Raw genomic sequence first — 24,780 nt, 5'->3', positions numbered from 1 at the left:
CCGGGTAGCGCATGCATCCCGTAGACTTCCTCCACTGAATTATTTACCTGGTTTATATTTTCGAAGCATACCCAAGAGGTGGAGTGAGTCATGCTTAAGCGTTTCTTTGTTACTGGTACAGATACCTCTGTCGGCAAGACCGTCGTATCCCGCGCATTGCTGCAGGCGCTGGCAGCAAGCGGTAAACGCGTGGCAGGGTACAAACCGGTCGCAAAAGGGAGTAAAGAGACGCCAGAGGGATTGCGCAATAAAGACGCCCTGGTGCTGCAAAGCGTCTCGTCACTGGAGTTGCCCTATCACGCGGTCAATCCCATTGCGTTAAGCGAAGAGGAGAGCAGCGTAGCGCACAGCGGCCTGATTAATTATCCCCTGTTGTCCGACGGCCTGGCGAACCTGAGCGAGAAGGTGGATCACGTCGTGGTTGAAGGGACGGGCGGCTGGCGCAGCCTGATGAATGATTTGCGCCCGCTGTCTGAATGGGTTGTGCAGGAGCAGCTTCCGGTGGTGATGGTGGTGGGTATCCAGGAAGGGTGCATCAACCACGCGCTGCTGACGGCGCAGGCGATTGCCAATGACGGCCTGCCGCTGGTTGGCTGGGTAGCAAACCGCATCAACCCGGGCCTGGCGCACTACGCGGAGATCATCGACGTGCTGAGCACCAAACTGCCCGGACCGCTGGTGGGCGAGCTGCCTTATCTGCCACGCGCCGAGCAGCGCGAGCTAGCGCAGTACATCGATCTCTCTGCCCTCGGTGGCGTGTTGACCGTAGACAGAGTCGTGGCGTAACGTCCGCGACAATACGGACGCCAGCACGCAGGCGACCAGCAGGCCGGGCAGTAAAAAATACTGCCCGGTCATTTCACAGACCATCAGCGCCGACATAATGGGCGCATGCGTGGTGGCGGCAAGTAGGGTTGCCATTCCTGCCAGCCCCAGCAGAATCGCCGTTTCAGAACCCGGCAGCCACAGCGCGAACAGCTGCGCGAACAGCATCCCCGTTGCCATACCGACAAACAGCGTGGGCGTAAACACCCCGCCCGGCGCGCCCGACCCGCTGCTCGCCAGTACCGCCAGCAGTTTGCAGATAAACACCCCGGCAATCACCGACAGCAGCGGCGGCGCGAGCAGAAAAGCCTGAACCACGCTGTAGCCATTCCCCCACACCTTCGGCGTCAGAAGAGACAGCAGCCCGACGATCGCACCGCCCAGCGCTAATTGCCACGGTGGCGAAAGCTTGAGGCGCAAGAAAAGACCGTGGCTGAACGCCATCAGCCACATCAGCAGCGGCCCGCAGAGACCCGCCACCAGCCCCATCGCGACCAGCAGGGCATAATCGGTAGCGGTGAGGATACCGCTCAGATGGACCGCGTAGAGCGTGCCGGTACCCGGCGCCAGAAGCTGCGTGGTGAGAAGCGCCACCACCGCCGCGATAACCACGGGCCCGAGCGAGGCCAGCATCAGGGTGCCAAACAGAATCTCAGCGATGAACAGGCTTCCGGCTAAGGGAGCATGGTAGGCGCTGGCCATCCCGGCGGCGGCACCGCAGGCTATCCATAATTTCCACTCGGATTTGGGCGTAAAGCGCCGGGCGAAAAGGGAGGCGGCGAGGGCGGCAAGCAGGATCATCGCCCCTTCACGCCCGATGGCGCTTCCGCTGGCAACGACCAGCAGTGAGGCGAGGGATTTAACCAGGCTGGCGCCGTAGTCAAACTGGCCGTCGCCGGTCTCCAGCGCTTCCATGTAGTCGGTGGGGGCATGAGGCCGCTGCGCGGTCAGACGCTGCCATCCCCAGAGCAGCAGCCCGGCGGCCAGACCACCCAGCGCTGGCGTCAGCGCGCGCCGCCAGGGGGAGAGCGACGCGGCGGCATTCACCAGGCTGCCGCTGTCGTTGCTGAGAAGCAGCCACTCCAGCAGGTACATGCTGTGGCGGAACACCGCAACGGCCAGCGCGGCCAGCACGCCGGTGACGGTGGCAATCAGCAGTCGGCGAAACATCGCGCGGATGTCGGGGTACGTATGAAGACGTTGCATGAGTCGCGAGTAAACGGGGACGATACAATATTGTGGCGGCAAATCGCGGGGTTAGCAAAAGGTATGCGTGCGGAAAAGCCGGGCGATGCCCGGCCTGAAAGGTTAGTTGTCGCTATGAATATTCAGCGCCCGACGCGTACGCCCTGAACTCAGGTACTCGGCAATATAGTCCTGAGAAATCTCGCCGTTGTAGCGCCCGTCCTCATCCACGATCGGCATCCAGCTGGTGTTGCTCTCATACAGGCGTGACAGCACCACGCGCAGGTTGTCTTCCGCTTTGCCGGTCATGCGGAACGGATGCAGGATGTCGGCGCAGGTCCCGCTGGCGTTTCGCGCTTCGCGACGCTTCACAAAGCCCAGCGGCTTGCCGTGTTCGTCAACCACGGTTATCGCGCGAATATCATTATCATCCATGGTCGCAAAGGCTTCAGGGAGCGGAGTAGAGCCCCGCACCGTAATGGTCGGCTGCTGGTCGGTGACGTCGCCCGCCGAGACCAGCAGCAGGCGCTTCAGCGTGCGGTCCTGACCGACAAACGAGCCGACAAACTCGTTCGCCGGTTTCGCCAGCAGCTCATCCGGGCTGGCGCACTGCACGATTTTCCCCTGACGGAACACCGCGATACGGTCGCCGAGCTTCAGGGCTTCGTCGATATCGTGGCTCACCAGCATGACGGTTTTTTTCAGCTTGCGCTGCATCTCCAGGAACTGATTCTGGATCACCTCGCGGTTGATCGGGTCCACCGCCCCGAAAGGTTCATCCATCAGCAGTACCGGAGGATCCGCCGCCAGGGCGCGGATCACGCCGATACGCTGCTGCTGGCCGCCGGACATCTCGCGCGGGTAGCGATTCAGGAACTTATGCGGATCCAGCGCCACCATATCCATCAGCTCTTCGGCACGGGTTTTACAGCGTGCTTTATCCCAGCCCAGCATGCGCGGCACGACGGTAATGTTCTCTTCGATGGTCATGTTCGGGAACAGGCCAATCTGCTGGATCACGTAGCCAATGTTGCGGCGCAGGGTGACGGTGTCCATCCCGCTGGTGTCTTCGCCGTTAATCAGGATCGTCCCGCTGCTTGGGGTAATGAGGCGGTTAATCATCTTCAGGGTGGTGGTCTTCCCGCAGCCGGACGGGCCGAGCAGGACGCACATTTCCCCTTCGGGCACGGTCAGGTTAACGTTGTCGACGGCCTTAAAGGTCTGGCCGTGCTTCTGTGAAAAGTGTTTGGTGAGGTTTTCCAGTTTTATCATTATCGAATCCCCTTTGGAGTCAGAACCACCTGCAGACGGTGCAGCAGCCAGTCGAGCACAATCGCTAAAAGACAAATCATCAGCGCGCCCGCAATCAACATGCGAATATCGCTTCCGCCGATGCCGTTGAGCAGCAGCAGGCCCAGACCGCCCGCGCCGATCACCGCGGCAATCGCCATCACGCCGATGTTCATCACCACGGCGGTGCGGATCCCGCCGAAAATCACCGGCAGCGCCATCGGGATTTCGACCCAGCGCAGGCGCTGCCAGAAGGTCATGCCGATACCGCGTCCGGCTTCACGCAGGCCGGGCGGCAGGCTGTCGAGCGCCGTATGGGTGTTACGCACAATCGGCAGCAGCGAGTAGAGAAATACCGCCGTGATCGCGGGCAGGGCACCAATTCCCTGACCGATCAGCGAAAACAGCGGGATCATCAGGCCAAACAGGGCGATAGACGGAATGGTCAGCACGATGGTGGCTATCCCCAGCACCGGCGTTGCCAGCCACCTGTGGCGGACAATCAGAATGCCCAGCGGTACGCCGATGATGATGGCTAAACCTACGGCCAGCGCTACCAGCCACAGGTGCTGCAGCGTCAGGGTTAACAGGTAATCCCAGTTGTCCAGAATGTAGTGAATCGTCTCCATAGCGCCTCCTACAGCAGCTGTTTGCTACGCAGGAAATCGCGGGCGACCTGCTGCGGTGACTGATGGTCGATATCCACCTTTTTGTTCAGCTCGGTGATAACGTCGTTGTTGAGCTGGGCCGAGAGGGTGTTGAGCGCCTCTTCCAGGCCGGGGTTGGCCTCCAGCGTGTCCTTACGCACCACCGGGGTGACCGCATAGCTTGGGAAGAAGCCTTTATCGTCTTCCAGCACCTTGAGGTCGAAGCCCTTCACGCGACCATCGGTGGTATAAATCAGCCCGGCGTCAACGAAGCCGTCGCGTACCGCGTTATAGACCAGGCCGGGGTCCATCTGACGGATCTGCGGGCGGTCCAGCTCCATCTTATAGGCCGCCTGAAGCGGCTTCATGCCGTCGCTGCGCCCGGCAAACTCCAGGTCCAAGCCCAGCAGCCAGTTTTTGTCCGGGTTGGTTTTACGGATCTGCTCAATCTTCGCCACCATCTCCGACATGGTGTTGATGTGTTCCGCCTCGGCGCGCTTGCGCTGCATGGCGAAAGCATAGGTGTTGTTCATATCGGCGGGCTTGAGCCAGACCAGACCGTGCTTCGCGTCCAGGCGTTTCACCGTCTCGTAAGACTTCTGCGGCGACATGCGCTTGTTGATGTGGTTAAAGATGATCAGCGACGTGCCGGTGTACTCCCAGGTCATATCAATCTGCTTGTTGATCATCGCGTTACGGGAAATCACCGTGGCGATATTGGTTTGCGGCTGCACCTGGAATCCTTTCTTTTGCAGGTACTGCACGGTCATCGCCGAGAGAATGTGCTGCTCGGTAAAGCTCTTGGTCGCCAGAATCAGCGGGGCCGCCATCGCCTGGCTGGTGAACAGCGCCGCGGCACACAGCGCCGTTAGGCCGGAAAACAGTCTCATAAAAGCTCCTTGTTATTGTTATCGAGCGAGATGTGGACTCATCACGCGACCCAGCGCCGCTAGCAGGGTATCGAGGATCAGGGCGAACAGGGCGGTGGCCGCCGCGCCGAGGATCAGGGTCGGGAAATCGTTCAGATAAATGCCGGGGAAAATCAGCTCGCCGTAGCTGCTGGCGCCAATCAGGAAGGCCAGCGGCGCTGTACCGACGTTAATGGCGGTGGCGATGCGGATCCCCGAGAGCATGACCGGCCAGGCGGCAGGCAGCTCAACCTGACGCAGACGCTGCCATTTGGTCATCCCGATGCCGTTTGCCGCTTCCAGCAACGACGGCGGGACTGAGCACAGCCCGGCGTAGGTGTTACGGACGATCGGCAGCAGCGAGGCGAGGAACAGGGCGATGATGGCGGGCGTGTCGCCAATGCCAATCACCACCATTGCCAGCGCCAGAACGGCCAGCGGCGGCAGCGTGTTGCCGACGTTGAAGAGTTGCATCACATATTCGGCGATACCCCGCGCTGCCGGGCGGCTCAGCAGAATACCGGCTGGAATACCCACCAGCAGGGCAAAAAACATGGATGAGAAAACCAGAATCATGTGCTGTTTCCCGAGGTAGACCAGGTCAACCTGACGCGCCTTTATCGTCTCCATCCCGATACCCCAGACGAGGAGGGCGAGAACCACGATAATGGCGCCGACAAACAGCAGCGAACGTTTGAGTAATGGGTGCATTGCGGTGTGTCTCCCTGTGCGCATGCGTTATAGCAACCACCGGTTGCCTGTTGTTATGCCATGTTTCGGCAGGGGTATTTCACCTATAGCAAGCGTTTGGGAAGGGTTCCAGCGAAGGGGTAGAATCAGTAACCCTATGAAAACAGTGACAACCTCGGGTTAAGCCTTATGGTGTAAGGGCTGATTGAGGAAGAGGCAGAATAGTCCTAAAGACGAGAAGTGAAAGTGACGTTGTCACGAGCAATGGCCGCACCTCTGTCGGTGCGGCAGTGCATTTACGCTGTTTTGTGCGCTTTTGATCTCCATTCCTGCCAGATGTTTTCAAGACCGTGCCGGTATGAAGTGACGGGAAAGTCGGGAAAATGCCGCTTAAACTTCGTCGAATCAAACAGGTTATCAACGTCGTATCTGGGCAACAGCTCCCGCATTTCGCGCGCGCCCTGCGAAAACAGCGCCGTCGCGGCGAAGGCCAGCTCGCCCAGCACGGCGTAGTCCGCCTTCTGGCCGAAGATATCGCAGGCGAGGGTAACAAACTGTTGATACGTCAGCCTTTCATCACAGCAGGGCAAGTGCCACGTCTGCCCGTAGGCCTCAGGCGTATTGCCCAGCAGGGCGAGCGCGCGACTGGCATCCGGCGTCCAGATGAGGGTGCGAAGCGTATCGTCACGTACCGGAACTCGCGGGCGTTTGTGCTGCTTCAGCCTGTCGATAATGAGCGTATTCGTGAAGCTCTGCGTTCTCTCAGGCCCGTAAAACTCCGGGGCCCGACCGATGAGGACGGGAATGTCGCCCCGCTGCATTTCGGCAAGCACCCGGTTGGCCATCAGCGCACGCACGTTGCCTTTCCGCCCCCGGGGCGCAAAGCGCGTCTCTTCAGTTTGTGGCACGTCGCTCTGGGGGTACATGTAAGTATTGTCAAAATAGACGAATCTTGCGCCAGCCTTTCGCGTGGCCTCCAGCGCATTTTCCAGCATGGTTGGGAACTGACGCTCCCACAGCGCGGAATCAGGCGGCAGACCAGCGGTAAAATAGACCGTATCGCTGCCGTTAACCGCCTCCTGCGTCTGCTGCGCATCCAGAAGATTGGCCGCAACCGTGATATCGCTGGCGTGGACTTTCTGCGGATGGCGGCTGACCAGCCTGATATCGTCGGTATAGGCGCGTTTTAATTCGCGGGTCAGTTCACGGGCGATTTGCCCGCTGGCACCCAGAATAGTTTGCATATGAGCTTCCTGATGAGATGACGATCCGGTTGACCGTATAAAAAGTTTAAGCTTAAAGTTAACTTTAAGGTCAAGACGTAAGAGCAGATCAAATGAGAATTGGCGAGCTGTCGAAAATGACGGGTATTTCCCCGTCGCGCATTCGGTTCTATGAGGCGGAAGGTTTACTGCCGAGACCCGTCAGGCAGGGGAACGGCTACCGAACGTATTCTCAAGAGGCGGCAGCGCTGCTGAACATCATCGACAACGCGCAGCGTACCGGGTTCTCACTGGAGCAAATACGCCGCTTCCTGCCGCAGCCGCAACAGCACTGGGATCATGAGGGACTGATCCAGTCCCTGAAAACGCGTATTGCCGAAATAGAAGCGATGCAGAAGCAGCTTGAGGAAAACCGCAGAGAATTGCTGACGCTGGTCGCGAGTATCACCAACCGTCCGGATGGGATCTCCTGCGACGACAACATGCAGCGTCTGCTGGGGCAGCTGCAACGCTCAGACGGTAGCGCGAACCCGTCTAACCCGCGTCGAGACGGTGATAATTGAAACGATAGCGACTACGGCGAGCATCAGCCCAAGCGCTAGCATGGCGTTAAAGCCAATCCATCGGAAAAGCAGCAGCCCCGCGATACCGCCCGTAATAAACGAAAACAGGGTGGTTAAGTGGGTTTTCAGCTGACTTTTTTGCGCCGCCGTATCTTTGGAGTAATCCCTGCGCAGCATCGCCACCATTACGGAGGCCAGGGAAATCCCCGCGTCCGTTAGCGTGCCGGTAATGTGCGTCGATCTCACCCGTCCGCCGGAAAGCTGCGTAGAAGTGGAATTATGAATGCCCATCAGAAAGCAGAGAAAAAGAATAATTTCGCGGTTGCTGTTGAGGGCCTGAAAATACATCTCGTAGAATGAGACACCGGTCAGCAATATCCCCTCGACGAACAGGATCTGGCAAAAAACCAGCCTGACGTTATGGATAATGCCCCATATTACAATCATGCGGGCAAGAATGGCGCCTGCGACAAAGGAGAGAATAATCGAGCCGAAGAAAATGATATCGCTCAGGTCAGTGGAAGAGACTTCGCTGGATAACTGTGAGGTGTTGCCGGTCATGTGTGAGGGGAAAAAACCGAATGCCCCGAGGGCGATGGCATTCAGCAAACCTGCCGAGGTCGCCAGCCAGAGAGCAAGCCGGCGATCCTCCTTATGCGTTCGTTCTTTCTTGAGTCTAATCAGCAAGAATACCTCCGGGTTGAGCTTTGCCTGAATAGTCAGGCTAGCAAAGCGGTGCAACGGGCTGTCCAGGATATGGCTTAATTATTATTCCCTCTGACGACAATCAGGGTTTCGTAATTAAAAAAACAGCCTCGTTGCGGTATTCATTCAGGCATTAAGTTTTACACCATGCCGTTATTGCCGTGACGCAAAAATGCCGGACGCTGGTTAAGACGCTCGAACCAGGCCTCAATGGCGGGCACGTCTGGCTTATCAAACGGCGTCATTTTCCAGCGATTCACCGACAGCCCAAGCACCACGTCAGCGAGGGTAAACGTCTCGCCCGTCGCAAAGGCCCCGGTGCGCTGTAACTGGTTTTCCAGAATGGTGATGCAGTGGTTCCACTCTTTGATTCCCGCCGCAATGCGCTCAGGGTCGTTAAAGTCCGGGTTTTTACGGCCCAGCGCCGGGAAGACATAGCGCCAGGCGTTGTTAAATTCAGTGGCCTGCCAGTCCATCCAGCGCTCAACGTTGGCGCAGGCCTGCGGTTCTGCGGGCAGCAGGTCGTGACGTCCGGCCTTGCGCGCCAGATAGCGGCAGATGGAATTGGACTCCCACAGCACGAAATCGCCATCAATCAGCACCGGCACCATGGCGTTGGGGTTCAGGGCGCGGAAGGCATCCGTTTCCGTTGAGGCAAAACCACTGCCGTAATCTTCCTGTTGATAGGCTATGCCTGCTTCTTCGCAGGTCCAGAGTACTTTTCGAACGTTTATGGAGGTGGTTTTGCCGAGGATGGTGATCATTGCGCAGGTGTCCTTTAGAGGAATGAATTGTCTAAAAACAATACACCAGTTGCACGGGGAAGGTTGGGGCAAAATTTGGTGGGGCGTGTTCTGTCTGGCCCTGGTAAACGTTTCTGGAAGGCGCCTCGCAAACCGCAAAGTAACCTTATGAAATTCAGTGTTATGACTTTTCCTCAACGGAGCGCAGTCGTAAAGTGCCTGCGTTGCGGCACATCCGCAATCGGGCGTAGGAACCCGTCAACCATATAGTGACATTACGTATGTCGCAGCAGTGCCGATCTCGTTACAATAACGGTGGCGCTGGCGGAGCAGCCGTAAGGCTGGCCGTTTTTCTATATGGGCGGTATTCCTACCTCTGTCAGCGCTACCCCCCGAGCGTAGGAACTCACTGGGTGGTTAAATGAATTGCATATAGAAGGATGCCTTGTATGGCTACTATCCCAACCCTGACTTATCTTCCATCTGACGAAAACGTCATTCTGCAACTTATCTCCCGGCCGCTTCCGGCTGATGCCGATCTGTTTGTCGTCGCCGACAACTGCGCCGCGCTGGTGAGCGTGCTGGTCGAAATCGATGATGTCGCGAGCCGCACTGCGCTGTGCGAGCGTCTCCTTCAGACCCTGCGCAAGCTGCGTGAGCTCTGCGATGCCGATCTTCCGCCATACCTGATTGAACAGTTGATCATGGGTGAGAAAATCAACTCCTGTGTGCCGGACTGCTGGCAGGACACCCTGACTCAGGTGGACTACGTTCTGGCGCTGACACAGGCGGTGAGGGGGGGAACGCTGCCCGCTCACGTAGCGAAGGAACTGACAGGCCTGCTGCACGATATGGTGTGGCTGCTGGCTGAGTTTGTGAAGGAGCCGCGCATCACTACACATTAAGGGCGCAGGCGTGGAGGGGCGGAAGCGCCCCTTTGAAAGTGTGATTAACGCGAGGGGTTCCCGGTATCCAGAAGCGACGTACCGTAAGAGTTGTCGATGGTACAAAGCCAGCGACCATCGCTTTCCTGTCGAAAAACATAGGTCGCGCGGCGCGACATTTCTGTTATTCCACCCTGGCCATCAGGAAAACGCAGAACGGTTTCCATGATAACGAGGGCATTACCGCCACCTTCGATCACCTGCATCTCCCCTTGTTCGACGATCAGCTGATCCTGAAAATAATCAGAGATGGCAATAAACGCGCTGCGGATGTTCTCTTTGCCTTTAACCGTCATGCCTGGCTTGACCACCAGAGCCGCATCGTCGGCGTAATACTCCATCAGGGCGTCATAGTTTTTGGTGGTGATGGCGTGGTCACAGGATTCGATTATCTGGCGTAGCGGATGTGGGGTCATGCGCGTTTCCTCTTTATAGGGTAAACAGGTATTAACGTAACAGTCTGGCGTGTTTGTATAGCTACCAGGTTTAATGGCGGGAGGGGAACGTTACGTCTGCTAAGAGCGAGAAGCAGAAGTTCACAATTGGTGATGGCATTACGAACGTTGCGATGTATTGTTCAACGGCACCCTAGTCACTTGTAACATATCGATAGATATGTTGTATCATTATTTCCATAGGAAAAATCTGCTTTGAAGCAGCTGCTGATCGTGATTATTTGCATTGAAAGGTAATGGCAATGTGCGAAAGAACGTTTGAAAAAGAACTTTATTCTGAGTGGGTTATACGCAATAGCCTATACTGGATGACTCCACTTACTCGATGGAAACTCCTTGAGGAGCTATCCTCTTGGACAATCTCTTTTGAAAACGATAGTCCCGAATGCCTTTATGAATTCGAGAGGCTGCTGAATGATTACGTTTTGCGAGAAAAGCTACAGCATAAAACAGGGGCGTTGAGAGATTCTATTGTCCATAAAGTGCTTCGCAGCGTAGATGAAAGGCTTTCGTAATGGAATTGATGCCATTCAATTTTGACAGATTGCCTAATGGACGGGTTTTTATAAGCAACCTCGCTGGCTTTCATCACTTCATTAATGAGCAAGAGCTGCTTGATCTTTCTGATGAGCAAATCAGTGCGGATCAATCAAACGCACTAGAAAGCAAGCTGTTCATAACCAACGAAAGCTCATCGGCTATAACTCCCTATGCTTTAAGTTCTGCTTTTGCAAAACGATTGATGAATGAACTGGCGGTCAGACCAATTTTCATGATTGTGCCCACATTACGTTGCGACCATACCTGCAAGTATTGTCAGGTCAGTAGAGCTTCCGTGAACGCCTCTGGTTATGATCTAGATCCCGCTCTCATCCCTGATATCATTTCTACTATCAAAAAACTATCAACTCCACCTTATAAGATAGAGATACAGGGTGGAGAGCCACTATTGCGGTTCGATTTAATTCAGTCTATCTATGAGCAATGTGCTGAAACGCTGGGAAGCACCGATTTTGAGATGGTGGTAGCATCAAGCCTGTCTGTCTTGAATGAGGATATGCTTGAATGGTCGAGAGATAGGAACATAACGTTCTCTGTTTCGCTTGATGGTGAGGAAGTTGTTCACAACAGTAATCGAATTCTTGGTCATGGGATTGCGTACAGTAGAACAGTATCAGGGGTAGAGGCTATCAAACGGTCTTTAGGCGCTGGTCGCGTTGCAACGGTTACTACAGTTACTAAAGATCTCATTAGGCATCCTGAATCGATTGTCCAGGCTCACTTGTCTCTTGGCCTCAAGGACATGTTTATCCGACCTGTTAGTCCCTATGGGTTTGCACAAAAAGCATCGTTCACATTTTCTATGGAGGAATACTTCAGTTTCTATGCCTCGTTGATAGATGAAATCCTTAAGATGAATAATGAAGGGATAAGGGTTGTGGAACATTCGGCCTCCATTCATCTGAAAAGGATCTTCAATCCCGGCTTTAGTGGTTATGCGGATTTAAAGTCGCCAAGCGGGGTCGTACTTAACAGTATTCTTTTCAATTATGACGGTCGAGTATATGGTAGCGATGAGAGCCGTATGTTGCAGAAGGTGAACCCTGAAACGGAGTTCAGTGCGGGTGAGGTTAAAACGCTATCATTTTCTAAGAGTCCTTACTATAACGCAGTGTTGACTTCATCGTTTAATTTTGCTCTGCCAGGTTGTGATACATGTGCATATCAACCATTTTGCGGTGCAGATCCATGCCAGAACATAAGTGTACAGGGTGAGCCTGTTGGTGATAGGAGTCGTTCAACGTTTTGTCAGTATCACAAGGGGATGTTCAGGTATCTGATGAACTGCATCTCAGAAGGTGGTCCGAAGGCTGAGATGCTAAAAGGATGGGCATATGTCTGAGGTTATTAGGAACGATATCTTTCATTTTGCTTCAAAAAAGAATGTGCCCACGGGGTTCTATCGGTTATGCAAACAAAAGCCAATGAACCCTTTATTCTTTTTGCCCAATTTACTGGTAGTTGCTGAAGGCAATAATGATGCCATTCGACCATGCTTTGATTTCTCTGTTATTAGCACTGAATTATATGAGTCAATTGAAGATGGAGATATTGGGATAATCAACAATGGCAATATGATACGCGTAATTCTGTCCCGCAGAGCCAATCATAATACTGTCTTAGTGACGGAACGCTGCAATAACTTGTGTCTGTTTTGTTCGCAGCCACCAAAGAAATCAAATGATGACTGGCTACTTACCCAATCAGCTCTTGCTATAGCTTCATTTGGTTTGGATGGAGTTGTTGGGGTCAGCGGTGGAGAACCTTTGCTGTATGGAGATGATTTCCTTCACTTCATTGATTTTATCATCGAGAATTCACCAGATACTGCTTTGCATGTTTTAACAAACGGACGCAAATTTGCTGATATCAACTTTACTCAGGAAATGGCAAAGCGAAGCAAAAAGATCAAAATCACCTTTGGTATCCCGCTCTACTCATCAAGACCACTTGTGCATGATCATCTGGTAGGGAGTGATGGCGCATTTAATGAAACGGTTAAGGGGTTAATCAATGCAGGAAACTCAGGGATTAATATCGAACTTAGAGTTATTCCGACACTGGCTAACTATACAGAATTGGATGATATTGTAGAATTCGTTGGCCGAGTGTTCTCCAACATTAATCAGATTTCCCTTATGGGGCTGGAATCTATCGGTTGGGCACGAAAGAACTGGTCAACAATCTTCATTGAGCACAGCAGTTATAGTGAGAAAATAACCTCCGCCATAGACGCTGCGCACAGGTCAGGCATACCTTTAACAATTTTTAATTATCCTTTGTGTCATCTTCCTGAAAGAGCTTGGGAGCTTGCTGCTCAGTCGATCTCTGATTGGAAAAATTACTATCCTAAAGAATGTGATGAATGCACTCAGAAGTCTTCCTGTGCAGGTTATTTCAGTTCCTCAACAGGTCGTTTTCATCAACCACCGAGACCGATTTTATGAAAAAATTTAATTTTGCTGCTCTACTTCCGGGATTTTTGGTACTTAATAATTCTGTATGGGCAAGTGATTCATCTACCGGAGCAAGTGATTTGCCCGGTATGACTCTTAATGAACATGATTTAGTGATAGCCCCACTTAACACCGAAATTCCATTCTACATTGCAGGGCATCGCAGTCATAGCTCCCATCGAAGCCATAGTTCTCACCGATCATCATCAGGTGGAGGGTACTATGGTGGCAGCACTCCTTATTATCCAAAAACATACAGCTCACCAAGCTCATCTGGGTCTTCAAGTTCAGGAACAAGTTCCTCATCATCCTCTTCCTCTGTGCGTTCGCTTCGTTCTAACGACAATAACAACTCTACTACTACGAATTCTGGTGGAACTACAGAAGCTAACCGTGCAAGTAATGGGCTGACTTCTGGTACAGAGAAGCGTAAGCGCTTAATCATGCGGGTTCAATTCGCTTTGCTGGACAAAGGTTATTACAACGGGAATATTGACGGCATAATGGGGCCTTCCACAAGGCAGTCAATAAAAAATTATCGCATTGCGAACGGACTACCAACCCCTGCAACTGAAACGCTGGATACTCAATTATTGAACTCGTTAAATATTTTGGCTCGTTAAATCTCAGTGGGGCATAAAATGAAAAGTAATAAATTGTTTTAGTCGCGTGCACACTATTGGTTACTAAGAGTAAGCAACGTCCGCGAACTGCTCCCCATAAATTAAGATATTGCGATGTTATCAATGTCCGCTTCTGGCACGGAGCGGACTGTCAGATTGAGCCCGGCCCTGCACCACACCTATGTCAGGGCAAATCGGAGCTAATAAAAATAAAGTTACCGTCTGACTGTCGCTGAAAGAACCTCATCCTGTGCCAGTAAAGTAATAACATCTCCGGCGATCTCCGGTCTTATGCCTGGCGTTTTGTAAGTCGAATACACCGCAACCGATAATGGACTCAAATTATGCTTCCCTGCGATACGTTTTACCTCTTCAATAACCCTAAACGTATCATCTTCCAAAGCCAGTCCTAAACGAGCTGTATCCAGATAAACGCGCTGAACTCCGGAGATATACGCAAGCTTTTTAAGTTCTGCGGTAATAATGCGCTGCGCTTCCACACCGATAGAAGAGCCCCCCTCAACGACCCCTGTCAATCCAACAAGCTTACCACCATCACTACGAGTATTGTCATCTTTGTCTCTGTGGAGCGGTACTAAGGCATTCAACTCTACATCCTGCTGAAGTAACTCCAGCAGTTCGGGCAAAAGCTCAGTTTTGATGACACCTTTTAAAGCGGCTGCTCTTTTAGCCAGGTTAACAGGGGACTGCCCCAATCGAGCCGACATTGAAATAAGGCAACTAGCGATTATGAAAATATCGCTTTCCCCGATCAGAGGGGCACACTCGGTCCGAAAGGATTGCTCATCACGAAGGAGAGGATTTATTTTTTCAGGCTTCCTGATTTTTGATTTTGACTGATTCTTGCTATAACCACGCAAAGCATCCTGTGCACTTCGGGTTAGAATACTGATACTTTTAACCAGACCCTCATTTCCCTTGAGGTTGGTAATCATTTGCTGCATATTTTCGAGCCAGCCAAGCATCTCGGGAACAGCTTTACCCGCAGCGATCTTCTCGCTGATATCATTAAGATTTCGCAGAACACCAGTAATTAGCTGCGAGGATGTAGGAACTGAGGCATTCAATTGATGGCTTTTTTTGATTTCTTTTTCCATCAACTGGATCGCCTGCTTCCAGTCGGTTTGTACACCAGCTTTAAGGGTATCAAGATTAAGAATAGCGGTTCGAAGACTTTCGCATTTATCTAACGGAATAGGTTCACCATTCTGTTTACCTGTTTTCAGCCAGTGAACTAAAGATACGAAGTCAGCTTTAGCCGTCGCAACGAGTCCATTGATAACACGCTGCCTCGCTTCAGGCGTAAAGTGATTTGTTCTCGGTGCTGGCATACGATCATTTTTGTATGTTATTGATCTCTTCATAACGGATATCTCAACTTAGCTCCATCAACGATAAACCCGTCTGGGTTCCTGGTAACAATCAATCCCTCTTAGATATCATGTTTTAAGGTAGTGATACCCGCTCCTCCATCAAACTATTGTTATATTTTAATCGCACAGATGGTTGTTCAACTTCCGCTTCCGGCACCAAGCGTACATAAAACGAGGCCATAAGGTCGCTCATGAGTGAGATACAGACCTTTAAATCTTTCGTCCTGAACCGCAGTCCCCACGGATTTTGCGATCATACAAAATTGTCTGTAAGAGATTACTTTTACATCAGGCATAAACAGGTTTCCCGCAAAGGAGAAGGGCACCGTGACCCATAAAAAAAGGATTGTCGTCGTAGGTGCTGGGATCACTGGCGTATCCATAGCATGGCATCTCGCCCACCGTGAATTTGATGTCACCCTCGTAGAACAGAATATGCCTGCGTCAGGTGCAACCGGCAGCGCGTTTGGCTGGCTGACCGGTGTGGTGAAGGATGATGCGACAGACGTGTTTATCCGGCGCATCGCACTTGCGGACTGGCACAGGCTAGAAGAACACATACCGGAACCTAACATTAAATGGAGCGGTTCGTTAACCTACGGTGCGGCATCCGGGTCCTGCCTGCAGGACGAACGTCTCCTCCACAAGGCGGAGATTGGCCGTCTTGAACCGGCTTTGAACAATCCTCCCTCAGAGGCCCGCTATGCTGCAAAAGATGGTGCTATTGATGCCGTCAGCGCAACGCGATTATTGCTCGACAAAGCCTGTGAGAAGGGCGTCGTCCTAAATACCCAAACAACCGTTACGGGGCTTTGCATGACGGAGGGGAAGGTGACAGGCGTCCTGACCTCTCGGGGGAAACTGGATGCAGATTGCGTCGTGCTGGCCTGCGGTACAGGTATTCCAGCGCTGACTGAGCGGGTGGGTATTCATGTTCCGGTTTTGTCATCACCGGCCATATTGTTGCGCTTTGAGGCCTCCCGGAACGTGGTCAACACGATCCTCTCCGGTGATGACATTGAGGTTCGGCAAGCGCACAACGGGGATTTGTTAGCCGCAGAAGATTACCCGGCAAACGGCAACGTCAGAGAAACGGCGAAGGCTGCACAACGCGCGGTAAGAAGCAGGCTCACGGGCGCAGAGTCGGCTGCTCTCATCCAGTACTCAACAGGAGAGCGTCCTGTTATTCAGGATGGGTATCCCGTTCTTGGTTTTGCTGATGAGCGCAGGACGGTTTACGTCGCCTCGATGCACCCAGCCGTTACGTGCGCAGCGACGATTGGCAGACTGGTCTCAGAGGAGTTATGCGACGGCCAGAGCGATGAAATCCCGCACTGTTACCGGCCATCCCGCTTTAGCGTGTTAAAGGGCTGAGACGAGGTTTCTGATCTTTTCTGCCTTTTCAAAATGGTCCAGCTTCATCTCCATAATCCACCAGTGTGCCACTTCCATAAGCAGTTCAGGATCGTCGTTTTTATTAGCAAAAAAAGCATAAAACGAAAGCCCAACATCGCTTCCCTTAGAGGCGATTTTTGAATCACAGATCCTGATGATTTTTTCCTTCATTGCTTGGCGCACGTCATCTCCTTTACGCTTTTCATGTTCTGACTAAAAAAGCCGCAAGCAGATGGCTGCTTACGGCTTCCGGATCGGTGATGATTTTCTGACGATCAGGCCGCTTTCACAGCCCTGATTTTTTTCGTGTCAGCCGCATCGGATTCTGTTTTATCCGCAGCAGCTGGAGCGTTGAGCTCGGGAAGCTTGCTGGTGCGCAGAATATGCTGCACGGTCTCTTTCTGCTCGGCGAGATACAGGCCAAGATTTTCAGCCTGCGTTTCATCCATCTGCATTCCGCTTTGCAACAGCCAGTCGGTGAACGCGTCTGCCATATCGAGCAGCTTGTCGTGAGCGTCAGCCTCTTTCTTACTGGCAAATGTCATTTTCTCTTCACCTTTTCTAACGACAACAAATTTTGTTTCAACAGCCATTATGCGCACCTCATACTGTAATTATATACAGTATAACAGTTCCGGATTAATGTTGCAGCTAAAAATTGCTCACATTTTAGCGGGCAGGGGGCTCATTCGAAAAGCGTGCGCTGATCGCGTCACGTTCATAGCCCTGCGGCTGCGTCAGTATCTGGTATAAATCAGGGCGGCGACCGTGGATCCAGCGGCGTCCGGTGCTCATAGCAAGCAGGCTTGAATCGAGTTCAGCGCTCACCATCGCATCTTCAGCCGCCCAGGTTTCATTCACGATCCTGCCATAGGGGTCGAGGATCATCGCATTGCCTGTGCGCACTTCGTCATCATCGGCACCGACACCGTTGCTGAAGAGAAGAAATAACCCGTTGTCATGCGCGCGGGCAGGCAGCCAGCGCATTAGCCATTCCCGACCGCCTGGCCCTTTGAATGCCGCGGTAATTTCTTCCTTGCGCGCTTCCCGCTCCTCCCAGAGCGCCAGCGGAATAGGCTTCATCCCGTGAGGGCTGCGGGAATCGGTACCGCCAGTTTGATGCGGTGCGAGAAGAATATCGGCACCCAGCAGCGCCGTCGCGCGCACGTTTTCGACCAGATTATTGTCCCAGCAAATCAGGATACCGACCTTCACGCCCCACGGCGTATCAAAGACGGTAAAGCTGTCCCCGCTGCTGATGGCCGGATGTTCAAATGCATGGAGTTTACGATGCGTATGCATTGAGCCATCCGGCATACAGGCAACATACGCATTGTAGAAGCGGCCATCGTCGGCGCGTTCAATAAGCCCGGCGCCAATCAGCATTTGATGTTTTATCGCCAGGGAGCGTATTAGCGTCAGGGAAGGGCTGTCGGCAACCGGCTCTGCCAGCGCAGACACCTCCGCTGCACTGAGCTTAGGGACATGCCAGTAACCGGTGATGCACATTTCAGGGAAAGTGAGAATGTTCACCTGCTCAAGCGCCGCCTGTTCAATAAATTTCTCCATTATCAGGAGATTGTATTTTTTGTTACTGGCCTGATGCTGAAACTGTACGGTTGCCGCCTTTAAGGATGTCAGTTCGTTCATGTTGCGTCTCCGGTTGTCATCGAGACTGAATTACATAACGATTTCCGATAACTGTATAATCAAATCATTTCCTAATTCGATAACCATCTGGAATGTAAAAATGAACACCCGGTTGCTAAAGGCCTTTTTGATACTGGCTGAAAAAGGAAATTATGCCGATGCGGCGCGGGCGCTGTTTATCTCGCAGCCGGCATTGACCAAACAGATTAATCTCCTCGAATCCCTGGTGAAGATGTCGCTTTTTTCACGAGGTCGTCACGGCGCAATACTGACGGCCAGCGGCAGGCGTTTGCTGCCAGAGGCTGAAAAAGTGGTCAGGCAGACCCGGAAATTTATGCAGCATGCTGAGCGGGTATCAAAAGGCGTGGAGGGGCATATCGCCGTCGGGTTCGGACTCTCAAGCTTTTATCTGGCGCCACGCTGTATCGCTGATTTTCGTCGAGACTATCCGGAAGTAGAAATGTCATTGACGGATCTGCCTTCCTTCCAGCAGTACGAGCGATTGCAAAATGATGAGCTACAGGTCGGTTTTGTCAGGGTTCCTCCCCCCGTGGAGCTCGAATACCTGCCGTTATTTACCGATCGGCTGGTTCTGGTTACGCCCGCCGCGTCGCCAGCAATGTCTGCTGCAGAGTGGCTCACGAAACGCCCTCTGTTGCGGCTGTATGATGAGCGAGGGCGGGGTTTAAACGCGCAGATTGACCGCTTCCTGCATGACAACGGTCTTTTCATCTCTTCGACTCAGCTGACTGACGATATCCAAACTATCGTCGCGATGGTGGTTGCGGGTATCGGCGTGGCCATTTTGCCCACCAGCGTGACGCATATCGCGCCGCCGGAGCTGGCGATTATTACACTAACGGGGGAGTCAATCAGCTGGGAGGTGGGTATTGCCTGGGACACAAGCAGGGAGGATGTCATCCGTGACAATTTCATTGCTAGCGTAGCTGCTGCGTTTCCGGGCCACCCATGCTCCGCCGCCATGCCCCAGGCGCCTGACCATACTGACGCTTAAAGCTGCGGTTGAAAGACTGCTGGGAGTCAAAGCCAAGTGCTATCGCCACGTTCAGAATCGGTTCATCGCTGCGGGTTAAGCGCTCAACCGATTTTTGCAGCTTTTGCGCGCGAATATATCCGGCGAGGGGATAGCCCGTATGCTCTTTGAACAGGCGCTGGAGGTGCCATTTTGAGTAGCCGGAACGCCTGGCGACGGACTCAATGTCCAGACGGCTATCCAGGTTGTTGTCGATCCAGTCGAGTAAATCATGCATAAATGCGCCAGTGTTCATCTGGTTACCCTCACGCTGCTTGTCTAAAAGTATCTTTGTCTGTTGCATTAAAAGGTGGCGCGTTTTTGTAGTAATTGCAAGTTTTATTGTTGCATTTAAATCCCTGAGCGAAACGGGCCTTTTTACATCCGCTCAAATAGCACATAAAGTGCAACAATTATTCTTGCACTTAGTTAAGCGCCTTCCTACAATCGCCGCGATAGTGTACTCGCAACTGTTACAGTTTTGTGGCGATGAACGACACAAATGGCCTTGAGACAGCCACCGGACAAAGGAAGTGGCGCGGTGCCTCCTGCTGCGTCTTGCCCGGCGGCGATAATGACTGGAATAAAAATAATGAGCCTGCAAAAAACCTGGGGTAACTTTCATCTGAACGCGCTGGGGGCAATGTTGCTCTCCGTGCTGCTCGTCGGATGCGATAACAGCGTCGCGCAAAATGCCGCGCCGCCTGCGCCCGCCGTCAGCGCTGCTGACGTGGTGGTGAAATCTATTAGCCAGTGGGATAGCTTTAACGGACGGATTGAAGCGGTGGAGAGCGTTCAGCTGCGTCCGCGCGTGTCCGGCTACATTGATAAAGTGAATTACACCGACGGCCAGGAAGTGAAGAAGGGCGAGGTGCTGTTCACGATTGATGACCGAACCTATCGCGCCGCGCTGGAACAGGCGCAGGCGAACCTGGCGAGAGCCAAAACGCAGGCCAGCCTGGCGCAAAGTGAGGCTAACCGTACCGATAAGCTGGTCAATACCAACGTTGTCTCCCGTGAAGAGTGGGAGCAGCGTCGTTCGGCCGCCACTCAGGCGCAGGCCGATATTCGCGCCGCGCAGGCGGCAGTGGACGCCGCGCAGCTCAACCTGGACTTCACCAAAGTCACCGCGCCTATCGATGGTCGCGCCAGCCGGGCGCTGATCACCAGCGGGAACCTGGTGACTGCGGGCGACACCGCCAGCGTCCTCACCACGCTGGTCTCGCAGAAGACGGTGTACGTTTACTTTGACGTGGACGAGTCGACCTACCTTCACTACCAAAACCTGGCCCGCAGCGGGCAGGGGGCGTCCAGCAATCATACGGCGCTGCCGGTTGAGATTGGCCTGACGGGCGAGGAGGGCTATCCCCATCAGGGCAAAGTGGACTTCCTTGATAACCAACTGTCGCCAGGTACCGGCACCATCCGTATGCGCGCGCTGCTGGATAACGCGCAGCGTCAGTTCACGCCGGGACTGTTTGCCCGCGTACGCCTGCCGGGCAGCGCCGAGTTCAAAGCCACGCTTGTCGACGACAAAGCGGTACTGACCGATCAGGATCGTAAATACGTCTATATCGTGGATAAAGAGGGGAAAGCGCAGCGTCGTGACATCACGCCGGGACGTCTGGCAGACGGTTTACGCATCGTGCGGCAGGGGCTGAACCCTGGCGATAAAGTCATCGTCGAGGGTTTACAAAAAGTGTTTATGCCGGGCATGCCGGTTAACGCGAAAACCGTTGCCATGACCGCCAGCGCCCTCAACTGATCCCTTGACCTGAGAATCCACCCATGGACTTTTCCCGCTTTTTCATCGACAGGCCGATTTTTGCCGCGGTGCTGTCGATTCTTATTTTTATCACAGGGTTAATCGCCATCCCGCTGCTGCCGGTGAGCGAATATCCTGACGTCGTGCCGCCAAGCGTTCAGGTGCGCGCGGAGTACCCGGGCGCCAACCCCAAAGTGATTGCTGAGACCGTGGCGACGCCGCTGGAAGAGGCGATCAACGGCGTTGAGAACATGATGTACATGAAGTCCGTCGCGGGTTCCGATGGCGTGCTGGTCACTACCGTCACCTTCCGTCCGGGAACCGATCCGGATCAGGCGCAGGTTCAGGTACAAAACCGCGTCGCGCAGGCCGAAGCGCGTCTGCCGGAAGACGTGCGGCGTCTGGGCATCACCACCCAGAAACAGTCCCCGACGCTGACGCTGGTGGTGCATCTGTTTTCGCCTAACGGTAAGTACGACTCCCTGTATATGCGTAACTACGCCACGCTGAAGGTGAAGGACGAACTGGCGCGTCTGCCCGGCGTCGGCCAGATCCAGATTTTCGGCTCGGGTGAATACGCGATGCGCGTCTGGCTGGATCCCAACAAGGTGGCGGCCCGCGGGCTGACCGCTTCGGACGTGGTCACGGCGATGCAGGAGCAGAACGTGCAGGTCTCCGCCGGACAGCTTGGCGCCGAGCCGCTGCCGAAAGAGAGCGATTTCCTGATCTCCATTAACGCCCAGGGCCGTCTGCATACCGAAGAAGAGTTCGGCAATATTGTCCTGAAAACAACGCAGGACGGCACGGTCGTCCGCCTGCGCGACGTGGCGCGTATCGAAATGGGCTCCGGCAGCTATGCGCTGCGTTCCCAGCTGAACAATAAAGACGCGGTCGGGATTGGTATCTTCCAGTCGCCGGGGGCGAACGCCATCGATCTGTCTAACGCGGTGCGCGCGAAAATGGACGAGCTGTCAACGCGCTTCCCGGCGGACATGAAGTGGGCGGCACCTTACGATCCGACGGTCTTTGTGCGCGATTCGATCCGTGCGGTGGTGCAAACGCTGCTGGAAGCGGTGGTGCTGGTGGTGCTGGTGGTCATTCTGTTCCTGCAAACCTGGCGCGCGTCGATCATTCCGCTGATCGCGGTGCCGGTGTCGGTGGTGGGTACCTTCAGCATTCTCTACCTGCTGGGCTTCTCGCTGAATACCCTCAGCCTGTTCGGGCTGGTGCTGGCCATCGGTATCGTGGTGGACGACGCCATCGTGGTAGTGGAAAACGTCGAGCGAAACATTGAAGAGGGGCTTGCTCCACTTGCGGCGGCGCATCAGGCGATGCGCGAAGTGTCCGGGCCGATCATCGCCATCGCGCTGGTGCTGTGCGCAGTGTTTGTGCCGATGGCGTTCCTCTCGGGCGTTACCGGGCAGTTCTACAAGCAGTTTGCGGTGACGATCGCGATTTCCACGGTCATCTCCGCCATTAACTCGCTGACGCTCTCTCCGGCACTGGCGGCACTGCTGTTAAAACCGCACGGCGCGCCGAAAGATTTCCCGACCCGGCTTATCGATCGTCTGTTCGGCTGGATTTTCCGTCCGTTTAACCGCTTCTTCCTCCGCAGCTCGAACGGCTATCAGGGGCTGGTGGGCAAAACGCTCGGACGACGCGGCGCGGTATTTGTGGTGTATCTGCTGCTGCTCTGTGCCGCAGGCGTCATGTTTAAAGCGGTGCCCGGCGGGTTTATTCCGACACAGGACAAACTGTACCTGATTGGCGGCGTGAAAATGCCGGAAGGTTCATCGCTGGCGCGCACCGATGCGGTGATCCGCAAAATGAGCGAAATCGGGATGAATACCGAAGGCGTGGACTATGCGGTTGCGTTCCCGGGGCTGAACGCGCTGCAGTTCACCAACACGCCGAATACCGGGACGGTGTTCTTCGGCCTGAAGCCGTTCGATCAGCGTAAACATTCCGCGGCGGAAATTAACGCGGAGATCAACGCGAAAATCGCGCAAATTCAGGAAGGCTTTGGCTTCTCCATCCTGCCGCCGCCGATTTTAGGACTGGGTCAGGGGTCGGGCTATTCCCTGTACATTCAGGACCGCGGTGGTCTGGGCTATGGCGCGCTGCAAAACGCGGTGAACACCATGTCCGGTGCGATTATGCAGACGCCGGGAATGCACTTCCCGATCTCAACCTACCAGGCTAACGTGCCGCAGCTGGACGTGCAGGTTGACCGCGATAAGGCGAAAGCGCAGGGCGTGTCGCTGACCGATCTCTTCGGGACGCTGCAAACCTATCTGGGCTCGTCGTACGTCAACGACTTCAACCAGTTCGGGCGCACCTGGCGCGTGATGGCGCAGGCCGACGGGCAGTTCCGCGACAGCGTGGAAGATATTGCGAATCTGCGCACCCGCAACAGCCAGGGCGAAATGGTGCCGATTGGCAGCATGGTGAACATCACGACCACCTACGGGCCGGATCCGGTGATCCGCTACAACGGTTACCCGGCGGCGGACCTGATTGGCGATGCCGACCCGCGCGTGCTTTCATCTGCGCAGGCGATGACGCAGCTGGACGCGATGTCTAAGCAGATCCTGCCGAACGGGATGAACATTGAATGGACGGACCTGAGCTTCCAGCAGGCCACCCAGGGGAATACGGCGCTGATCGTCTTCCCGGTCGCGGTGCTGCTGGCGTTCCTGGTCCTGGCGGCGCTGTATGAAAGCTGGACGCTGCCGCTGGCGGTGATCCTCATCGTGCCGATGACGATGCTTTCCGCGCTGTTTGGCGTCTGGCTGACCGGGGGCGATAACAACGTCTTCGTGCAGGTAGGGCTGGTGGTGCTGATGGGGCTGGCCTGTAAAAACGCCATTCTTATCGTGGAATTTGCCCGCGAGCTGGAAATTCAGGGCAAAGGCATCATGGAGGCCGCGCTGGAGGCGTGCCGCCTGCGTTTACGCCCGATTGTGATGACCTCCATCGCCTTTATTGCCGGGACCATTCCGCTGATCCTTGGTCACGGCGCGGGTGCAGAAGTGCGCGGCGTCACCGGGATCACGGTCTTCTCCGGGATGCTGGGCGTGACGCTGTTTGGTCTGTTCCTGACGCCGGTGTTTTACGTGACGCTGCGTAAGTTAGTGACGCGTGGTAAAGAGGAAAGGGAAGTTCTGCCTGCCTAGGGATATTGCAGATAATAAAAAACCGCCTTCATAGTGAAGGCGGTTTTTTTTCGCAACAAATAACGCGTTACGACGTTTTTTGATACTGGGCAATGAGGTCGGGGAGCGGATCCCATCCGCTGCTGTCGGCGTTTTTCACCGCTTCCAGGGCGCTAGCCACGGTATGGCGCTCCAGTACCGCTAACGACGCCTGCTCGGCCTCTTCAGAAATCGATTTAAAGTACCAGCAGGCGTTAGCGCTGACCACGCAGCGGGCCGGTACGTCAGGGCGCGACGCCCACAGCTTTTTATCTTCGATGACCGAAAGGTAGATGTCGCGCAGGGTGATCTCTTCCGGCGGACGACCAAGATGAATGGAGCCGTTACGGCCAAGCGTTGAGACGATAATGCCGTCACGCGTCAGCGGAACCATCAATTTGCGGATGAAGCTCGGGTTCGCTTCCAGACCGTAGGCCAGAATCGCACTCGTCGAACGTTCACCCAATTGCTCCGCCATCGCTACGCTGAGAACCATCTGCAAAGCTGTCGGGAAGCGGTAATCTAACATTT

The 24,780-nt window shown here is 54.3% G+C and carries 26 protein-coding genes; 11 read left to right on the top strand and 15 right to left on the bottom strand.

Annotated features, from left to right (window positions below; genetic code table 11):
• The first annotated feature begins 90 nt into the window (after positions 1 to 90).
• A complete protein-coding gene (gene bioD, locus BM007_RS02740) occupies positions 91 to 786 on the top strand; it encodes a dethiobiotin synthase (RefSeq protein ID WP_024909130.1) in 696 nt (231 codons plus the stop codon).
• On the opposite strand, the gene clcB is transcribed toward bioD, so the two are convergent.
• From clcB to BM007_RS02710, 6 genes are all read right to left on the bottom strand, one after another.
• Complete coding sequence (clcB, locus tag BM007_RS02735) at positions 721 to 2,031, bottom strand: voltage-gated ClC-type chloride channel ClcB (RefSeq protein ID WP_090417192.1); 1,311 nt, start codon at positions 2,029 to 2,031, stop codon at positions 721 to 723. The genes bioD and clcB overlap by 66 nt on opposite strands.
• Before the next feature lie 102 nt (positions 2,032 to 2,133).
• Positions 2,134 to 3,282: an osmoprotectant ABC transporter ATP-binding protein OsmV gene (osmV, locus tag BM007_RS02730; protein WP_090417191.1), complete on the bottom strand. Its 1,149-nt coding sequence runs from the start codon at positions 3,280 to 3,282 to the stop codon at positions 2,134 to 2,136.
• Positions 3,282 to 3,929 (bottom strand): osmoprotectant ABC transporter permease OsmW, encoded by a 648-nt coding sequence (gene osmW / locus BM007_RS02725; protein WP_023311514.1) that lies wholly within the window; start codon positions 3,927 to 3,929, stop codon positions 3,282 to 3,284. Before osmW ends, osmV begins: the two co-directional genes overlap by 1 nt.
• Before the next feature lie 8 nt (positions 3,930 to 3,937).
• The gene (gene osmX, locus BM007_RS02720) at positions 3,938 to 4,837 is read right to left on the bottom strand and encodes an osmoprotectant ABC transporter substrate-binding protein OsmX (RefSeq protein WP_090417189.1); all 900 of its coding nucleotides are present in this window, start codon (positions 4,835 to 4,837) and stop codon (positions 3,938 to 3,940) included.
• Positions 4,838 to 4,855: 18 nt separating this feature from the next.
• Positions 4,856 to 5,566, bottom strand: a complete 711-nt coding sequence (gene osmY, locus BM007_RS02715) for an osmoprotectant ABC transporter permease OsmY (RefSeq protein ID WP_090417187.1) — start codon at positions 5,564 to 5,566, stop codon at positions 4,856 to 4,858.
• Positions 5,567 to 5,841: 275 nt separating this feature from the next.
• Entirely contained in the window at positions 5,842 to 6,789 is a 948-nt protein-coding gene (locus BM007_RS02710) for an NAD-dependent epimerase/dehydratase family protein (protein ID WP_061715361.1), read from the bottom strand.
• Between the two features lie 92 nt (positions 6,790 to 6,881).
• Here BM007_RS02710 and BM007_RS02705 point away from each other — a divergent pair, with 92 nt between their 5' ends.
• Positions 6,882 to 7,331, top strand: coding sequence for a MerR family transcriptional regulator (locus BM007_RS02705; protein ID WP_090417185.1), 450 nt, complete (start codon positions 6,882 to 6,884; stop codon positions 7,329 to 7,331).
• Here the strand turns inward: BM007_RS02705 and BM007_RS02700 are convergent.
• Complete coding sequence (locus BM007_RS02700; protein WP_090418206.1) at positions 7,281 to 8,018, bottom strand: YoaK family protein; 738 nt, start codon at positions 8,016 to 8,018, stop codon at positions 7,281 to 7,283. The genes BM007_RS02705 and BM007_RS02700 overlap by 51 nt on opposite strands.
• A gap of 158 nt (positions 8,019 to 8,176) precedes the next feature.
• Positions 8,177 to 8,800, bottom strand: a complete 624-nt coding sequence (locus BM007_RS02695; protein WP_090417183.1) for a glutathione S-transferase family protein — start codon at positions 8,798 to 8,800, stop codon at positions 8,177 to 8,179.
• Between the two features lie 428 nt (positions 8,801 to 9,228).
• On the opposite strand from BM007_RS02695, the gene BM007_RS02690 reads away from it, so the two are divergent.
• Entirely contained in the window at positions 9,229 to 9,684 is a 456-nt protein-coding gene (locus BM007_RS02690) for a hypothetical protein (RefSeq protein ID WP_090417181.1), read from the top strand.
• A gap of 44 nt (positions 9,685 to 9,728) precedes the next feature.
• Here BM007_RS02690 and BM007_RS02685 read toward each other — a convergent pair whose 3' ends face one another.
• Positions 9,729 to 10,139: a YybH family protein gene (locus BM007_RS02685; protein WP_090417179.1), complete on the bottom strand. Its 411-nt coding sequence runs from the start codon at positions 10,137 to 10,139 to the stop codon at positions 9,729 to 9,731.
• A gap of 281 nt (positions 10,140 to 10,420) precedes the next feature.
• Between BM007_RS02685 and hxsD the strand changes: the two genes are divergently transcribed.
• Genes hxsD through hxsA form a run of 4 tightly spaced genes read left to right on the top strand, consistent with a single transcriptional unit; the run spans position 10,421 to position 13,818 of the window.
• Positions 10,421 to 10,693, top strand: coding sequence for a His-Xaa-Ser system protein HxsD (gene hxsD / locus BM007_RS02680; RefSeq protein WP_090417177.1), 273 nt, complete (start codon positions 10,421 to 10,423; stop codon positions 10,691 to 10,693).
• Positions 10,693 to 12,081, top strand: coding sequence for a His-Xaa-Ser system radical SAM maturase HxsB (hxsB, locus tag BM007_RS02675; protein ID WP_090417175.1), 1,389 nt, complete (start codon positions 10,693 to 10,695; stop codon positions 12,079 to 12,081). The genes hxsD and hxsB overlap by 1 nt, the downstream gene beginning before the upstream one ends.
• The gene (gene hxsC, locus BM007_RS02670) at positions 12,074 to 13,186 is read left to right on the top strand and encodes a His-Xaa-Ser system radical SAM maturase HxsC (RefSeq protein ID WP_090417173.1); all 1,113 of its coding nucleotides are present in this window, start codon (positions 12,074 to 12,076) and stop codon (positions 13,184 to 13,186) included. The genes hxsB and hxsC overlap by 8 nt, the downstream gene beginning before the upstream one ends.
• On the top strand, positions 13,183 to 13,818 hold the full coding sequence (gene hxsA / locus BM007_RS02665; RefSeq protein WP_090417171.1) for a His-Xaa-Ser repeat protein HxsA: 636 nt from the start codon (positions 13,183 to 13,185) through the stop codon (positions 13,816 to 13,818). Before hxsC ends, hxsA begins: the two co-directional genes overlap by 4 nt.
• A 215-nt stretch (positions 13,819 to 14,033) precedes the next feature.
• On the opposite strand, the gene BM007_RS02660 is transcribed toward hxsA, so the two are convergent.
• Positions 14,034 to 15,203, bottom strand: coding sequence for a hypothetical protein (locus BM007_RS02660; protein ID WP_090417169.1), 1,170 nt, complete (start codon positions 15,201 to 15,203; stop codon positions 14,034 to 14,036).
• A gap of 336 nt (positions 15,204 to 15,539) precedes the next feature.
• On the opposite strand from BM007_RS02660, the gene BM007_RS02655 reads away from it, so the two are divergent.
• Positions 15,540 to 16,586 carry an NAD(P)/FAD-dependent oxidoreductase gene (locus BM007_RS02655; RefSeq protein WP_254780640.1) on the top strand — a complete coding sequence of 349 codons (1,047 nt, stop codon included), beginning with the start codon at positions 15,540 to 15,542 and terminating at the stop codon, positions 16,584 to 16,586.
• Here the strand turns inward: BM007_RS02655 and BM007_RS02650 are convergent.
• The 3 genes from BM007_RS02650 to BM007_RS02640 all read right to left on the bottom strand — a co-directional run bounded on the left by BM007_RS02650 (position 16,575) and on the right by BM007_RS02640 (position 18,257).
• Positions 16,575 to 16,790 (bottom strand): DUF6500 family protein, encoded by a 216-nt coding sequence (locus BM007_RS02650; protein WP_090417165.1) that lies wholly within the window; start codon positions 16,788 to 16,790, stop codon positions 16,575 to 16,577. The two genes, BM007_RS02655 and BM007_RS02650, sit on opposite strands and share 12 nt — an antisense overlap.
• Before the next feature lie 92 nt (positions 16,791 to 16,882).
• Positions 16,883 to 17,200 (bottom strand): YebG family protein, encoded by a 318-nt coding sequence (locus BM007_RS02645; protein ID WP_061715357.1) that lies wholly within the window; start codon positions 17,198 to 17,200, stop codon positions 16,883 to 16,885.
• 76 nt (positions 17,201 to 17,276) lie between these two features.
• Positions 17,277 to 18,257, bottom strand: coding sequence for a nitrilase family protein (locus BM007_RS02640; RefSeq protein ID WP_090417163.1), 981 nt, complete (start codon positions 18,255 to 18,257; stop codon positions 17,277 to 17,279).
• 100 nt (positions 18,258 to 18,357) lie between these two features.
• Between BM007_RS02640 and BM007_RS02635 the strand changes: the two genes are divergently transcribed.
• Positions 18,358 to 19,272, top strand: a complete 915-nt coding sequence (locus BM007_RS02635) for a LysR family transcriptional regulator (protein WP_217642344.1) — start codon at positions 18,358 to 18,360, stop codon at positions 19,270 to 19,272.
• Here BM007_RS02635 and BM007_RS02630 read toward each other — a convergent pair.
• On the bottom strand, positions 19,196 to 19,546 hold the full coding sequence (locus tag BM007_RS02630) for a helix-turn-helix domain-containing protein (protein ID WP_061715355.1): 351 nt from the start codon (positions 19,544 to 19,546) through the stop codon (positions 19,196 to 19,198). The genes BM007_RS02635 and BM007_RS02630 overlap by 77 nt on opposite strands.
• Before the next feature lie 336 nt (positions 19,547 to 19,882).
• Between BM007_RS02630 and BM007_RS02625 the strand changes: the two genes are divergently transcribed.
• Together BM007_RS02625 and oqxB are read left to right on the top strand one after the other, a co-directional pair.
• Complete coding sequence (locus BM007_RS02625) at positions 19,883 to 21,055, top strand: multidrug efflux RND transporter periplasmic adaptor subunit OqxA (protein ID WP_090417160.1); 1,173 nt, start codon at positions 19,883 to 19,885, stop codon at positions 21,053 to 21,055.
• A 23-nt stretch (positions 21,056 to 21,078) separates the two neighbouring features.
• The gene (oqxB, locus tag BM007_RS02620) at positions 21,079 to 24,231 is read left to right on the top strand and encodes a multidrug efflux RND transporter permease subunit OqxB (protein WP_090417158.1); all 3,153 of its coding nucleotides are present in this window, start codon (positions 21,079 to 21,081) and stop codon (positions 24,229 to 24,231) included.
• A gap of 67 nt (positions 24,232 to 24,298) precedes the next feature.
• On the opposite strand, the gene BM007_RS02615 is transcribed toward oqxB, so the two are convergent.
• Positions 24,299 to 24,778 carry an efflux pump transcriptional repressor OqxR gene (locus BM007_RS02615; RefSeq protein WP_008502426.1) on the bottom strand — a complete coding sequence of 160 codons (480 nt, stop codon included), beginning with the start codon at positions 24,776 to 24,778 and terminating at the stop codon, positions 24,299 to 24,301.
• Positions 24,779 to 24,780: the final 2 nt, after the last annotated feature.

Source organism: Enterobacter sp. NFIX59 (assembly GCF_900113755.1).
GTDB classification, from domain to species: domain Bacteria; phylum Pseudomonadota; class Gammaproteobacteria; order Enterobacterales; family Enterobacteriaceae; genus Enterobacter; species Enterobacter pseudoroggenkampii.
Note: the sequence above shows the minus strand (reverse complement) of the source record. Positions and strands in the feature narration are given on the sequence as shown.

Excerpts from the sequence above, each read along its gene's own strand:
- bioD (WP_024909130.1), top strand. The coding sequence starts at position 91 with ATGCTTAAGCGTTTCTTTGTTACTGGTACAGATACCTCTGTCGGCAAG.
- clcB (WP_090417192.1), bottom strand. The coding sequence starts at position 2,031 with ATGCAACGTCTTCATACGTACCCCGACATCCGCGCGATGTTTCGCCGA.
- osmV (WP_090417191.1), bottom strand. The coding sequence starts at position 3,282 with ATGATAAAACTGGAAAACCTCACCAAACACTTTTCACAGAAGCACGGC.
- osmW (WP_023311514.1), bottom strand. The coding sequence starts at position 3,929 with ATGGAGACGATTCACTACATTCTGGACAACTGGGATTACCTGTTAACC.
- osmX (WP_090417189.1), bottom strand. The coding sequence starts at position 4,837 with ATGAGACTGTTTTCCGGCCTAACGGCGCTGTGTGCCGCGGCGCTGTTC.
- osmY (WP_090417187.1), bottom strand. The coding sequence starts at position 5,566 with ATGCACCCATTACTCAAACGTTCGCTGCTGTTTGTCGGCGCCATTATC.
- BM007_RS02710 (WP_061715361.1), bottom strand. The coding sequence starts at position 6,789 with ATGCAAACTATTCTGGGTGCCAGCGGGCAAATCGCCCGTGAACTGACC.
- BM007_RS02705 (WP_090417185.1), top strand. The coding sequence starts at position 6,882 with ATGAGAATTGGCGAGCTGTCGAAAATGACGGGTATTTCCCCGTCGCGC.
- BM007_RS02695 (WP_090417183.1), bottom strand. The coding sequence starts at position 8,800 with ATGATCACCATCCTCGGCAAAACCACCTCCATAAACGTTCGAAAAGTA.
- BM007_RS02690 (WP_090417181.1), top strand. The coding sequence starts at position 9,229 with ATGGCTACTATCCCAACCCTGACTTATCTTCCATCTGACGAAAACGTC.
- BM007_RS02685 (WP_090417179.1), bottom strand. The coding sequence starts at position 10,139 with ATGACCCCACATCCGCTACGCCAGATAATCGAATCCTGTGACCACGCC.
- hxsD (WP_090417177.1), top strand. The coding sequence starts at position 10,421 with ATGTGCGAAAGAACGTTTGAAAAAGAACTTTATTCTGAGTGGGTTATA.
- hxsB (WP_090417175.1), top strand. The coding sequence starts at position 10,693 with ATGGAATTGATGCCATTCAATTTTGACAGATTGCCTAATGGACGGGTT.
- hxsC (WP_090417173.1), top strand. The coding sequence starts at position 12,074 with ATGTCTGAGGTTATTAGGAACGATATCTTTCATTTTGCTTCAAAAAAG.
- hxsA (WP_090417171.1), top strand. The coding sequence starts at position 13,183 with ATGAAAAAATTTAATTTTGCTGCTCTACTTCCGGGATTTTTGGTACTT.
- BM007_RS02660 (WP_090417169.1), bottom strand. The coding sequence starts at position 15,203 with ATGAAGAGATCAATAACATACAAAAATGATCGTATGCCAGCACCGAGA.
- BM007_RS02645 (WP_061715357.1), bottom strand. The coding sequence starts at position 17,200 with ATGGCTGTTGAAACAAAATTTGTTGTCGTTAGAAAAGGTGAAGAGAAA.
- BM007_RS02640 (WP_090417163.1), bottom strand. The coding sequence starts at position 18,257 with ATGAACGAACTGACATCCTTAAAGGCGGCAACCGTACAGTTTCAGCAT.
- BM007_RS02635 (WP_217642344.1), top strand. The coding sequence starts at position 18,358 with ATGAACACCCGGTTGCTAAAGGCCTTTTTGATACTGGCTGAAAAAGGA.
- BM007_RS02630 (WP_061715355.1), bottom strand. The coding sequence starts at position 19,546 with ATGAACACTGGCGCATTTATGCATGATTTACTCGACTGGATCGACAAC.
- BM007_RS02625 (WP_090417160.1), top strand. The coding sequence starts at position 19,883 with ATGAGCCTGCAAAAAACCTGGGGTAACTTTCATCTGAACGCGCTGGGG.
- oqxB (WP_090417158.1), top strand. The coding sequence starts at position 21,079 with ATGGACTTTTCCCGCTTTTTCATCGACAGGCCGATTTTTGCCGCGGTG.
- BM007_RS02615 (WP_008502426.1), bottom strand. The coding sequence starts at position 24,778 with ATGTTAGATTACCGCTTCCCGACAGCTTTGCAGATGGTTCTCAGCGTA.